This window comes from Herbaspirillum lusitanum, from assembly GCF_046025995.1.
In the GTDB taxonomy this organism is placed as follows: domain Bacteria; phylum Pseudomonadota; class Gammaproteobacteria; order Burkholderiales; family Burkholderiaceae_D; genus Herbaspirillum; species Herbaspirillum lusitanum_A.
On record NZ_JAQQFM010000010.1, the window covers coordinates 137,477 to 149,450 of the forward strand.

Sequence of the window (11,974 nt, forward strand, 5' to 3'; positions counted from 1 at the left end):
AAGGGATGTATGAATTTCAACGTTTTGGACGATCTGCATGAAGGGCCGCTGCGTTCGGGCCTGATCGTGCTGGCCGCAGCTGCGGTCGCGGTTGTGCTGGCGGTGCTGTTGCATCGCGCCGCGATTCTCTTGCTCAGACGCATTGCGCGCGGCAAGCCCTTCACCAGCAATGCCACGCGCGTGGCGTATCGCGCCAGCCGCGTCGCGGTGGTGCTGTTTGCGCTGCGGCTGGTGCTGACCGGGGCGCCGGACGACACGCCCGGCATCATCTCGATGTCGTATCTGTGCACCGTGGCGCTGATTGCTGCGCTGACCTGGACCGCGATGCGCTGCATCGAATCGATAGGCCAGACGGTGGCCAAGCTGAATCCCTACGATGTTGCCGACAATCTCAAGGCGCGTCGCATCCTGACCCAGACCCGCGTGCTCACGCGCAGCGCCTATTTCATCGTGGCCTTGCTCGGCTTTGCGTTTGTGCTGCTGACCTTGCCCGGTGCGCGTCAGTTCGGCGCCAGCCTGCTGGCCTCGGCCGGCGTGGCCGGGCTGGTGGCCGGTATTGCCGCCAAGCCGGTGCTCGGCAATTTTTTCGCGGGTCTGCAGATTGCGTTTTCGCAGCCTATCCGCATTGACGACGTGCTGATCGTCAAGGGCGAATGGGGGCGCGTCGAAGAAATCACGGGCACCTTTGTGGTGGTGCGCATCTGGGATGAACGCCGCATGATCGTGCCGCTGCAATGGTTCATCGAAAATCCCTTCGAGAACTGGACGCATCGTTCGGCGACCTTGCTCGGCACGGTGTTTCTGTGGCTGGATTTTGCAGTGCCGGTGCAGCCGCTGCGCGAGAAATTCGAAAGCATCTGCAAGTCCATCCCGCAATGGGATGGCCGGGTCTGCGTGTTGCAGGTGACCGACACCAGTGAGCGTTCAATGCAGATTCGTCTGCTCACCAGCGCGCAGGATTCCGGCACCGCCTTCGATCTGCGCTGCATCATCCGCGAACAGATGATCGCCTTCATCGCGGAAAATTATCCGCTCGCTCTGCCGCGTCTGCGCACGGCGATCGATCCGATAGCAAGCGATGCGCCACTCAAAAACAGAGCGGATGCGCTCGACACTATCATCGACGGCTCGCCGCAAGAACGCTGAGGAGTCGGGAAAGAAAAGGGAGAGAGGAATGAGGAAACAAAAAGTAGCGGTGAAACGAAAAAAGGCGGAACCGTCAGGCGCCGGGCAACTGGGAATGATTGCCGGGCCACAGCGGACCGCCTTCCAAATCTACATCCACATCTGAATCTGAAACCAGTTCTGAAAAGAAAACATGCAAGGGAACAGTCAATGCTCTCGAGGTCTTCATCGTCAGCGAATCAGTATCTGATCGCTGCGATTATTGGATGACCTGAGCCTGATTAGGATACTGATCGGTCACAGCGATCTGGCCTTGCGCTTGTGCTTCCTTCAGTTGATTGATCACCTCGGCGCGAGTCAGGGTCGAATGAAACGGCTTTTCCACCGGATATTGATCTGTGGTTGCGATTTCGCCGTTGGCGCGCGCCACCTTCAGTTCGGCGATCACTTCAGCGCGAGTCTTGGTCGACACGAAAGGCTGTTCAACCGGATATTGATCGGTGATTGGGATCAGGCCCTTGGCGCGCGCATCCTGCAATTCGGCGATGACTTCGGCACGGGTCTTAGTCGATGCGGTGCGGGTTTCTGGTGGATAGGGAGCTTCTGCCATGGCGGCGCCGACGATGGTGGACAACAGCAGACCTGCAATGATGTTCTTGGTGTTCATGATGGTTCCTTGGTAAGTTGAGTGATGAAGCAGACCTGTCGCGTTTCGCTTCAGTCATCTTGCGTTTCATCGTGATACCAAGTGTAGGGATCGCAAGCCGCGGGAAAAAGAGGGCGGATCGGAAAACATAATTCTCGTTTTGAGAACAATGGATGCGATTAAGGCTGATCATGCAAAAAACCGATGCAATCAATAGCTGCAGTCGATCGGCCGGAATTCAAGAAGTGGGGAGAGATCCTTGTCTGAGCAGGCTTTGCGCCTGTCGTTGGCAAAAAAGAAAATACAGGAAAATACATGAATCTCAGCCTGCGAGAATTCCTCCGCATATGACATGGCGAGCGTGAGTGCTGCAAAAGTGAATTCATGCGGGAGACTTGTTCAAACGTATTGCAGCTGTCGTTCAAGCACATTCAAGCTGGCGTGCCGGAGTGAGCAAGCAAGATCCGGCTACCCCGCAAAATCCGATATCAAGCTCTCAGGATTCTTCCCAATTCATCTCGGGCCGAAAAAAAAGCATCGGGTTTTTAATCCGATGCCGCATGTTCTTACGTTCTTGTTGTTGGTTTTTTCTTTTTCATATTCCTTGCCGCCAGCGCTCTCTATCAATGCAGCGCTCAGTCCGTCGGCGTCAATCGCAGCGGCCGCGGCGTGATATCCACTTCATGCTTGCCGCGTACCGTACCGTGTGCGCTCACTTGATTGACCTGATTGCCGAGGCGGAACTGGCGGCCGGCATCGGCCAGCTTGTTGGCCTGCGCGCGCAGCATGTCCGAGGTTGCGGTGGCCTGCTCCACCAGTGCCGCATTCTGTTGCGTGGCGTCGTCGATCTCGGTCACCGCGCGGCTGATCTGCTCGATGCCGGCGCTTTGTTCCTGACTGGCGGTGGCGATCTCGGCCATGATGTCGGTCACGCGCTTGACGCTGGCGACCATGTCGGTCATCGTCACGCCGGCTTCGTTGACCAGCTTGCTGCCGAAGTCCACCTTCTCCACCGAGTCGTGGATCAAGACCTTGATTTCCTTGGCGGCCGCCGCCGAGCGTTGCGCCAGCGAGCGCACTTCCGACGCCACCACGGCGAAACCGCGACCCTGTTCACCGGCCCGCGCCGCTTCCACTGCCGCGTTCAGCGCCAGGATATTGGTCTGGAAGGCAATGCCGTCGATCACGCTGATGATGTCCACGATCTTGTTGGATGAGCTGTTGATCGCACCCATGGTATCGACCACTTGCGACACCATGCCGCTGCCCTTTCTGGCCACGTCGGATGCGCTCATCGCCAGCTGGTTGGCCTGGTGTGCGTTTTCGGCATTCTGCTTGACGGTGGAGGTCAGTTCTTCGATCGAGGCTGCGGTTTCTTCCAGCGAGCCGGCCTGCTGCTCGGTGCGCGAAGACAGATCGAAATTGCCGGAGGCGATCTCATTGGCCGCGCTGGAAATCGATTCGGTGCCCAGCTGCACTTCGCTGACGATCTTGCGCAGCGAGGTATTCATCTCGCCCAGCGCCTGCATCAGTTCGGCGATTTCGTCCTTGCCGTGCTGTTCGATAGAGGCGCTCAGATCGCCGGCCGCCACCATCTTGGCCACATCCAGCGCACGCTTGAGCGGGGTGGTGATGCTGCGCGAAATGATGACCACCGCGACCGCGCCGATGGCGATCAGCAAGACGCCGAGCAGCGCCATCAATTGCATGCTGCGGCTGCTGCTGCGGTCGATGGCTGCGGCCATCTCATCGATGGTTTTGCGCTGCATGCTCAGCAGTGCATTGACCTGCGAACCGTAGGTCTTGGCGGCCGGGTCGAAACTTTCCTTATAGGCCTTTTCGGCGCCATCGGCATCGCCGTCCTTGCGCTTGTTCATCACCAGCTCTTTGGCGCTCTGATACTTCTGGCGCGCATCGAGGATGACCTTGAACAGCGCCTTTTCCTCTTCGGAGACCAGCAGCGGCTCCATCTTCTTGATGATGGCGCTGCCGCGCACGACGCTCTCGGCAATGTCGTCCTTGAAGGTGACCGGCAGCGCAGCGTCGCTGCTGCGGGCGATCATCGAGGTACGCACGATGGCCGAGTAGGTCAGTACAAACCAGTCGGACACCAGGCGCTCTTTCGCCAGCGGCAACTCCATCATCTGCCGGGTGGCTTCCGCATTGCGTTTGGAATCGATCAGCGCCAGCGACGTGGAAAGTATGGCGAGCACTAAAACCAGTGCGAAGCCGAAGGTCAGGCGGTTGGATATCCGCATGTTGCTGAGAAATTTCATGGATGTCCCCCTGGACGTAACTGTGTGATCGGCAACTTGATTTTGCTGTTTTCCACGCGCTGCGCAATATCTCTTGGCCGGATATGCTGAAGCGCGTCGATGCAGAGTACAGGCTTTTATGCAGGCCGGAAATAGCGCCGGAACGGAAAGCAACACAGTTTCCTCATGGCATTTTTTCTCGCCAGAATCGGCAGATATCAATGCCGCGCTCGCAATCGCATTTTCCAAATAAATATCGCTTCAAAAGCCTTGCCGGGTAAGCTTGAACGCCTGCCTCTGGTACCTGAAAAATGCCGGCTCGGCACGCATTCCGATAGGGGGAACGCAAGTCATTGTTACTCGCCGCTTTTGGCGCGATTTCATCACCTGCCTCGCCGCCCTCAATAAATGCGGCAAATTCCCGGCATCAGTCCGGCCTATACCTGGCAGGTATGCGCCTCTTCAAAAACGGTATTGGACGGCGGCCCGCCCGCAAAACTAAGATCGCCCTCAGACCAAGATCCGATCAGTACCTCCCTGACGGGCGGACAAGTTGCGGCAGCATTGCAATCGGACGATGCGGACGGCGGCGACCCTGCCTGATTCACTGCACATACCAATAACAATTTCGGAGACCTTATGAGCAAGCCCTATTCCATTCCCGGTCTGATCGACGGCGCCAGGCTGACGTCATTGCAATGGCGCATTTTTGCGTTGTGCTTTCTGGTGGCGATCTTCGACGGCTTCGATACCCAGGCCATCGCTTTCACCGGCCCCTCCATCATTCAGGCCTTCGGACTCGGCGCCGGCGCACTGGCGCCTATCCTGACCGCCGGCATCGTCGGCATGGTGCTGGGCGCCATGTCGCTGGGCCTGCTGGGGGACAAGCTGGGGCGTCGTCCGGCCATCCTCGGCGCGGTGGCGCTGTTCGGTTTCGCATCGCTGGCGACTGCCTTCGCCACCACCACCGACCAGATTCTGGTACTGCGTTTCATCGCCGGTCTCGGCATGGGCGGCGCCACGCCGGTGGTCTTGTCGCTGGCGGCGGAATACGGCCCTGCGGGCAAGCGCGGCACCATCATGACCACGGTTCTGCTCGGCTTGCCGGCCGGCGCGATTCTGGGTGGACTGCTGGCCGCGCGCATGCTGCCGGTGATCGGCTGGGAAGGCATCTTCATGGTCGGCGGCGCGGTGCCGCTGGTGTTGCTGCTGGTGCTGTTCTTCGCCTTGCCGGAATCGCTGCAATTCATGGCGCGCCGCAAGTCCGCCGATGACGGCGCGCGCATCGCCCGCATCCTGACCCGCATCACCGGCGTGCAGATTGCCGCCGACGCGGCTTACTCGCTGCCGGAAAAAGATGTCAAGACCAGCGTCTCTTCGCTCTTCGCCAAAGGTCTGGCGCGCAATACCGTGGCGATCTGGACTATCTATCTGTTCAACTGGGTGGCGTGGTTCATGTTCCTGTCGTGGCTGCCGACTGTGCTCAAGGCCACCGGTCTGCCGGTGCAGCAAGCGCCGATGGGCACTGTCGCCGTCAATACCGTGTTTGTGCTGTGCGCGATTCCGCTGGCCAGCATTCTGCCCAAGGTGAATACCCGCCTGCTGCTGCTCGGCCTGTTCACGTTCGGCATCCTGCTGGCGGTGGGTCTGGCCAACAGCGGCACCAACTGGACCCTGGTCTTCATTCTGGCAGGCGCTACCGGCCTCGGTATTGGCGGCCAGCAGATCGTGCTGAACTACATGGTGGCCGAAGCCTATCCGACCTCCCTGCGCGCCACCGCCACCGGCTGGGCGATTGCTTCGGGCCGCGTCGGCGCCATCATCGGCTCGGCCAGCGGCGGCTGGTTTCTGGAACACGGCGGCCCGTCCGGCTATTACATGGCGCTGGTGGCGCCGCTGGCAGTGGCAGCAGCCGGCCTGCTGATCATCCGCACCCGCAGCGGCGTCGCCAAGGGCGAGCTGCTGGCTTCGCACTAAATCAGCAAGGCGCTCGATTCATGGCGGCAGCGCAGACCGTGGCGTGGTCTGCGCCGCCGCTGTTTCAATTGACTTCACATTCGACATCACATTCGGACGCAATCATGAGCAACAAACGATTTGAGGGCCAGGTCGCCATCGTGACCGGCGCCGCGCAAGGCGTAGGCCGCGCAACCGCCTTGCGCATGGCGCGCGAAGGCGCGCAGCTGGTGCTGGTGGACCGTGCGCTGGAGCAATGCAACAAGCTGCGCGATGAAATCGAAAGCGCCGGCGGCACGGCCATGGCGCTGGGGCTGGACATGGAACATCACAGCGGCGCCATCGAGATGGCGGCGCGCACCGTGGAGCGCTTCGGCCGCATCGATATCTCGGTGCACAACGTCGGCGGCACCATCTGGGCCAAGCCATTCTGGGAATATTCGGAAGAAGAAATGACGAAGGAAATCACACGTTCGCTGTGGCCGACCTTGTGGAGCTGCCGCGAGGTGATTCCGGTGATGCGCAAGCAGCAGCGCGGCGCCATCGTCAACGTCGGCTCGGTCGCCACGCGCGGCGTGCATCGCGTGCCGTACTCGGCGGCCAAGGGCGGCGTACATGCCGCGACGGTGTGCATGGCCATGGAGCTGGGCGACTCAGGCGTGCGCGTCAACTGCGTCTCGCCCGGCGCGCTCGACAACGGGGTGCGGGCGACGCCGCGCAACCCGCATGCCTTGTCGGCGCAAGAAAAGGAATGGATGGACGGCGTCTACGTGCAAAGTCTGCGCGACACGCCCATGGATCGCCTCGGCAGCGCCGAAGAAGTGGCCGCCGGCATCTGCTTCTATGCCGCACCCGAGTCTTCCTACATCACCGGCCAGATCATGTATGTGGCCGGCGGCGGCATCGGCTGAAGTGCGCCGCCCGGGCGCTCGCTCAGGCGGCCATGGCGGCCTCGATCAATGAGCGATGGGCAGCGACGCCGGCCATCACGCCGGACGACGAGGCCATCGTCGCGTTGTACATCATGCTGGCGGTATCGCCTGCGGCAAACACGCCGGGTACGCTGCTCAGTTTGACGTCGTCGACGCGGATAAGCGGGCCGAGCGGGCCATCGTCGATAGTGCAGCCCAATTGTTGAGCCAGCGGACTGGCCAGGTGCGTCTTCGGCGCGGTGAAGATGGCACCCAGCGCAATCACGCGGCCGTCCTGCAGTTGAACTCCCTCCAGTTGCGGCGCAGTACCGAGCAAGGCCTGCACCGGCGAGCGCTCTATCTTCACGCCGCGCGTCTGCAGTTGCTTCAGCTCGGCTTGCTCGGGTTCGTACAGGCCCTGCGTGAAATAGGTGGTCGGACCCCAGTCCGGAATCATCACCGCTTGGTGCACCGACATCGGCGACGTTGCGATGACGCCCAGCGCCTGATCCCTGACTTCATACCCATGGCAATACGGACAGTGCAGCACCGAGATGCCCCAGCGTTCCTGCATGCCGGCGATGGCCGGCAATTCATCGCGTACGCCGGTGGCCAGAATCAGCCGCTGTGCCTGATACTGCCTGCCGTCCGCCAGCGTGACGCGAAAGGATCCGATGGCGCCGTCCGCGCTTGTCGCCTCTCCTTGCGTGAATTCAAGCGTCGGATATTTGAGCAATTGCCGCAGGCCTTCCTGCTGCAGCTCGAACGGCGATTTGCCGTCTTGCGCGAAGAAGCCGTGGGCGCTTTTGGCGTAGCGATTGCGTGGCTTGCCGCTGTCGATCAGCAGCACGGTGCAACGTGCGCGCAGCAATTGCATGGCGGCGGAAATGCCGGCGAAACTGGCGCCGACGATGATCACATCATGTTGCATGGAATTCTCCTTGAGGAAACAAGCTGATGGCGTGCCGTCTGAGAGGACGAGCGTCGCCCGGCCGCTGCTCATGCCGGCGGCTAGCTATCTGGCTGAATACTGTTTGAACGCAGTGAAGCTTCCCCAGACGGGGTTCTGATGCGGGTGGCGGTACTACCTTCTCTGAAATAGCTCAGTGGCGGCGCGAAGGCTTTCCGGACGCTGCCTGTTGCTTGCAGAACAGACGGTTGACGTCGACCGTGAGATCGGCCAGCGTGATCCCGGCCAGACGTTCATCCATCAGGCGATTGGCTGCGGCCATCGCTTCGCCGATGGCCTCGTTGACCGCGCGCTCCACCAGACAACCGGGGCTTTCGCCATTGGCTGCAACGCTGAACAGGCGCTCGTCCAAGGCCTGCTGGACTTCATGCAGCGTGATCTCCGATAGTGCGCGCGCCAGCTTCCAGCCGCCGCCATGCCCTTTGACTGAAGTCACGATGCCGGCTTCACGCAAGCCGGCGAAGGTGCGTCGGATCACCACTGCATTGGTCTCGACGCAGGCCGCCATTTCTTCGGACGTCATCGGGTCGTCGGCACGCTGCGCCATATGCAATAGCACGTGCAAGGCCACAGATAATCTGTCGTTTCGTTTCATGTAACTAATATTATTACGTGAAATTGCGGGTGTCAACCTTGACTGATGCGAACACAAATATGCGTGCAATGAATGTGCAGTGGCGTCAAAAAAAAGCCGGCCAGCAATTGCTTGCAGGCCGGCCTTGTGCACCTGAACGTTCATGGCACTGCGCTAGACCAGTCCGGCTTGCGCAGCCATCACGCGCGCCAGCACGCGGGCGCCGCCGGCGAAGTCCTGTAAGTCCATCGCTTCGTCGGGATTGTGGCTGCCATTGCCGTTGCGCACGAACAGCATCGCGGTCGGAATGCCTTGATTCGAGAACAGCGCCGAATCGTGGCCGGCGCCGCTGGGCAATTCGCGGTGGCTCAGTTGCAATTCTTTTGCCGCCAGTTGCATGATGTTGCGCAGGCCTGCATCCATCTCGGCTTCCTTGCTGCCGGTGCGCTCGCCCAGTTCAAAGCGCACGCCATGCGTTTGCGTGGCCTGCGCGATGGCGGCTTGCAGATGCTGATCCATCAGCGCCAGCGCTTGCGGACTGCGCGAGCGCATGTCGATGCTGAAATTGACCAGGCCCGAGACCTTGCTGATATCCGCCTGCTGCACATCCGTGTTGACCTGGCCGAAGGTCAGCGTCATTTCGTGGCCGGCGGCTTCCATATTGGCCCAATGCTGCTGCAGCCGGGAAATCACCTCGGCCAGCGCCACCACCGCATCGCTGCGATGCGAGCGCGGCGTCGCGCCGGAGTGGGCATAGCTGCCGAACACCTGTGCATGGCGATAACGCAGGCTGCCGCAGATGCCGGTGACCACGCCGACTTCCAGTTGCTCTTCAACCAGCACCGGCCCCTGTTCGATATGCAGTTCCAGAAAGCAGCGGATCTTGTCTGCGCTCAGATAAGCCTCGCCGGCGGCGATGCCTTCGGGGTTGCCGCCATGCTGGCGCAGATGCTCGCTCAGGCTGATGCCGGTGTCCATGCGCCTGATGTCCAGGGCCTCGGCCGGCAGCAGACCGAAGGCCGATTTGCTGCCGATGTACGACACCGGAAACCAGGCGCTTTCTTCCGCGCGCACACCCATCACGGTGACGTCGCAGTGCGGTTGCAGACCGGCGGCGACCCAGCCGCCCAGCACGCTCAGACCCGCCACCACGCCGGCCGCGCCATCGTAATTGCCGCCGCGCGGCACCGAGTCCAGATGCGAACCGGTCAGCACCGCCGGCGCATTGCGGTCGCTGCCCGGCAGCGTCATGTAGAGATTGAGTGCAGCGTCGGTGCGCACTTCCAGTCCCAGCGCGCGCGCCGTCTGCGCCATCAGATCATGCGCACGCTGCTCGCCGGCGCCATAGGTATCGCGCGTGATGCCGATGCCGTCGAAACTCTCGGCGCGCAATTGCTCGAACAGTTGCTGCGCCAGTTTGATATCAGGTTCAATCATTTCGCTAGGGATAAAAGGAGGTGAATGCGAGGAGGTGAATGCGTCAGTGCAGCAGCTTCGCCGCCCATGCCAGGATTGCAGGGATGGGCGGGATAGAGATGATAGCGGCAATTGCGGGGTGGGCATGTTTCCCGAACAGCCGCCATATTGCCTGCGGATTTCCGGCGCCATGAGAATTCGGCGCGTCCAACCCGCGGATTGCCGCCAGATATCAGAGATCCGCTGTCGGACGATGCCTTGCTTTCTCTGTTTTGCGAGGTCGGCGAAGCGCAATATCAGCGCTTGTCCGACATAGCGCGGCTGTGCATTTTTGTATATTGAATGAGCCGCATGACTGTCGCCGACGTGACGGTCACAGCAACATGACATTCCTAATTACGAAGCCAAGGAGATCAATAATATGAAAGCACGCCACATTCTCATTTCGTCCATTTTCATGGCCATGACCGGCGCCGCGATGGCGCAAAGCGCAGCGCCTTCGACTGCGCCGACCACCGACCCGTTCGTGCAAAAGCGCCAGGCCGATTCCGACGCCAAGGCCGACTACAAGGCCAAGAAGAAGGAAGCCAAGGCCGAGTACAAGTCCGACAAGAAGTCCGCCAAGAAGTCGCTGAAGAATGAAAAGGCCGACTCCACTGCCCAGCGTAACGCTGAGCTGGCCGCCACGCCGAAAGACAAGAGCGACCTGAACAAGGGCCAATAAGCTTTTGATTCAATAAAGAAATGGCGGCGGGATCTGCATCACATGCAGTCCCGCCGATTTGAAAGCCGGATTCGTCCGGCTTTTTTTTTGCCTGTGCACTTTGCGGACATTGCCGAGGGTTCAATTCACCCCCGCAAAAAACCCGCCGCCTTTGCCTCACCATCAAACACCGCAGTGCAATACTGATCGAAGATTTTCAACGCGCGCACGGTGGAGCTGGTCGGTTGCTTGTGGGTGAGGCGGTAGCAGGTGTAGGGCGGCGGGGTGTCGCTCAAGGGCCGGATCAGGTAGTCGCCGCGGCGTTGCGCCGCTTGTGCGATCCACAGCGGGACGATGGCCCATTGGCGCGGTTCGCGCATCATCGACAGAATCAGGTGGCCGCTGTCGAGTTTGATGCGCGAAGGCGTCAGCGGATTCCACCACTGATCGTGCCAGGTGTTGAAGGGCGGCGCCCAGGGGATGAAGAGTTCTTCGTTGGGATCGAGCTCGCCCGGATGCACCGCGTCGGCCGGATCGGGCCAGGCATTGCGCTTGCGCCTGCCGCGCGCAGATGCGGCCGTCGCGGCGCCCGCCGCCGGTGTGAGCACCACCATCGGCGAGGAAAAGAACACGCTGAAATCGACTTGCGCGGATGGTCTGTCCTGCAGCGAGAAGGCGACGTCGAGCTGGCGTTTTTCGATTTTCTCCACCATCTCATTCGAATGCAGCGTCTGGATTTCTATCTTCAGCGAGCGCTGCTGCGCATGCAGCGCCTGATACACCGGCGGCAGCACGAACACGTTCAGGCTATCCACCGCGCCTACCGTCAGCGACAGCGTCGGCCCCTGCGATTTGAGGATGCGGGCCTCGCGCGACAGCAGGCTCCATTGTTCGGCGATCTTGCAGAACTCCTCGCCGGCATGCGTCATGCGCAACTGGCGCATGCCCTTGCCGCGCTCGATCAATACCATGCCCAGCTCTTCTTCCAGCGCCTTGAGGCGCTTGCTGATGGTGGTCTGGGTCAGGTGCAACTCTTGCGCGGCGCGGCTGAGGTTGCCGTTGCGGACGACGGCTAGATAGGTTTCGATGGCGAGAGCGAACATGGAATGAGCCTGTGGGTACGGGAATTCCGCCGCCAAATTGGCTTAAATAGTCCATATGCGACTATTTTATGGGCGAAATACTCATTTTACTGCCTGATTTGGCTTATCTATTATCCGCCCATAGAACCCGCTTCTGAATGACACTGGTTCTGGCCCGCCCAACAAAAGCAAGAAACACGGCGGGGATGCAGGGATGGAAGAGATGCGCGTCGCAGCAGCGGCCCGGTCTTGTGCGCAAGCGGCTGCTATCCACGGCAAAGGGCAGCCACAGCGCGTGCAAGTCTCAAGGCCGGCCCCACCGTGCACCGTGTTCGC

The 11,974-nt window shown here is 60.7% G+C and carries 10 protein-coding genes; 4 read left to right on the plus strand and 6 right to left on the minus strand.

Annotated features, from left to right (window positions below):
• The first annotated feature begins 9 nt into the window (after positions 1-9).
• Positions 10-1,146: a mechanosensitive ion channel family protein gene (locus PQR62_RS21490; RefSeq protein ID WP_408160076.1), complete on the plus strand. Its 1,137-nt coding sequence runs from the start codon at positions 10-12 to the stop codon at positions 1,144-1,146.
• Positions 1,147-1,384: 238 nt separating this feature from the next.
• Here PQR62_RS21490 and PQR62_RS21495 read toward each other — a convergent pair whose 3' ends face one another.
• Positions 1,385-1,792, minus strand: a complete 408-nt coding sequence (locus PQR62_RS21495) for a DUF4148 domain-containing protein (RefSeq protein ID WP_408160077.1) — start codon at positions 1,790-1,792, stop codon at positions 1,385-1,387.
• A gap of 614 nt (positions 1,793-2,406) precedes the next feature.
• Positions 2,407-4,047, minus strand: a complete 1,641-nt coding sequence (locus tag PQR62_RS21500) for a methyl-accepting chemotaxis protein (RefSeq protein ID WP_408160078.1) — start codon at positions 4,045-4,047, stop codon at positions 2,407-2,409.
• A gap of 618 nt (positions 4,048-4,665) precedes the next feature.
• Between PQR62_RS21500 and PQR62_RS21505 the strand changes: the two genes are divergently transcribed.
• Both PQR62_RS21505 and PQR62_RS21510 read left to right on the plus strand, forming a co-directional pair.
• Positions 4,666-6,003 (plus strand): MFS transporter, encoded by a 1,338-nt coding sequence (locus tag PQR62_RS21505; RefSeq protein WP_408160079.1) that lies wholly within the window; start codon positions 4,666-4,668, stop codon positions 6,001-6,003.
• 104 nt (positions 6,004-6,107) lie between these two features.
• Positions 6,108-6,893 (plus strand): 1,6-dihydroxycyclohexa-2,4-diene-1-carboxylate dehydrogenase, encoded by a 786-nt coding sequence (locus PQR62_RS21510; RefSeq protein WP_408160081.1) that lies wholly within the window; start codon positions 6,108-6,110, stop codon positions 6,891-6,893.
• A 22-nt stretch (positions 6,894-6,915) separates the two neighbouring features.
• Here PQR62_RS21510 and PQR62_RS21515 read toward each other — a convergent pair whose 3' ends face one another.
• The 3 genes from PQR62_RS21515 to PQR62_RS21525 form a co-directional block, all read right to left on the minus strand.
• Positions 6,916-7,824 (minus strand): NAD(P)/FAD-dependent oxidoreductase, encoded by a 909-nt coding sequence (locus PQR62_RS21515; protein WP_408160082.1) that lies wholly within the window; start codon positions 7,822-7,824, stop codon positions 6,916-6,918.
• Between the two features lie 172 nt (positions 7,825-7,996).
• On the minus strand, positions 7,997-8,458 hold the full coding sequence (locus PQR62_RS21520; protein ID WP_408160083.1) for an Rrf2 family transcriptional regulator: 462 nt from the start codon (positions 8,456-8,458) through the stop codon (positions 7,997-7,999).
• A 153-nt stretch (positions 8,459-8,611) separates the two neighbouring features.
• Positions 8,612-9,874, minus strand: coding sequence for a Zn-dependent hydrolase (locus PQR62_RS21525; RefSeq protein WP_408160084.1), 1,263 nt, complete (start codon positions 9,872-9,874; stop codon positions 8,612-8,614).
• A gap of 400 nt (positions 9,875-10,274) precedes the next feature.
• On the opposite strand from PQR62_RS21525, the gene PQR62_RS21530 reads away from it, so the two are divergent.
• Positions 10,275-10,577, plus strand: a complete 303-nt coding sequence (locus PQR62_RS21530; RefSeq protein WP_408160085.1) for a hypothetical protein — start codon at positions 10,275-10,277, stop codon at positions 10,575-10,577.
• Positions 10,578-10,702: 125 nt separating this feature from the next.
• On the opposite strand, the gene PQR62_RS21535 is transcribed toward PQR62_RS21530, so the two are convergent.
• Positions 10,703-11,659: a LysR family transcriptional regulator gene (locus PQR62_RS21535; protein ID WP_408160086.1), complete on the minus strand. Its 957-nt coding sequence runs from the start codon at positions 11,657-11,659 to the stop codon at positions 10,703-10,705.
• Between the last annotated feature and the right edge of the window lie 315 nt (positions 11,660-11,974).

Coding starts and splice junctions, on each gene's coding strand:
- PQR62_RS21490 (WP_408160076.1), top strand. CDS start 10: ATGAATTTCAACGTTTTGGACGATCTGCATGAAGGGCCGCTGCGTTCG.
- PQR62_RS21495 (WP_408160077.1), bottom strand. CDS start 1,792: ATGAACACCAAGAACATCATTGCAGGTCTGCTGTTGTCCACCATCGTC.
- PQR62_RS21500 (WP_408160078.1), bottom strand. CDS start 4,047: ATGAAATTTCTCAGCAACATGCGGATATCCAACCGCCTGACCTTCGGC.
- PQR62_RS21505 (WP_408160079.1), top strand. CDS start 4,666: ATGAGCAAGCCCTATTCCATTCCCGGTCTGATCGACGGCGCCAGGCTG.
- PQR62_RS21510 (WP_408160081.1), top strand. CDS start 6,108: ATGAGCAACAAACGATTTGAGGGCCAGGTCGCCATCGTGACCGGCGCC.
- PQR62_RS21515 (WP_408160082.1), bottom strand. CDS start 7,824: ATGCAACATGATGTGATCATCGTCGGCGCCAGTTTCGCCGGCATTTCC.
- PQR62_RS21520 (WP_408160083.1), bottom strand. CDS start 8,458: ATGAAACGAAACGACAGATTATCTGTGGCCTTGCACGTGCTATTGCAT.
- PQR62_RS21525 (WP_408160084.1), bottom strand. CDS start 9,874: ATGATTGAACCTGATATCAAACTGGCGCAGCAACTGTTCGAGCAATTG.
- PQR62_RS21530 (WP_408160085.1), top strand. CDS start 10,275: ATGAAAGCACGCCACATTCTCATTTCGTCCATTTTCATGGCCATGACC.
- PQR62_RS21535 (WP_408160086.1), bottom strand. CDS start 11,659: ATGTTCGCTCTCGCCATCGAAACCTATCTAGCCGTCGTCCGCAACGGC.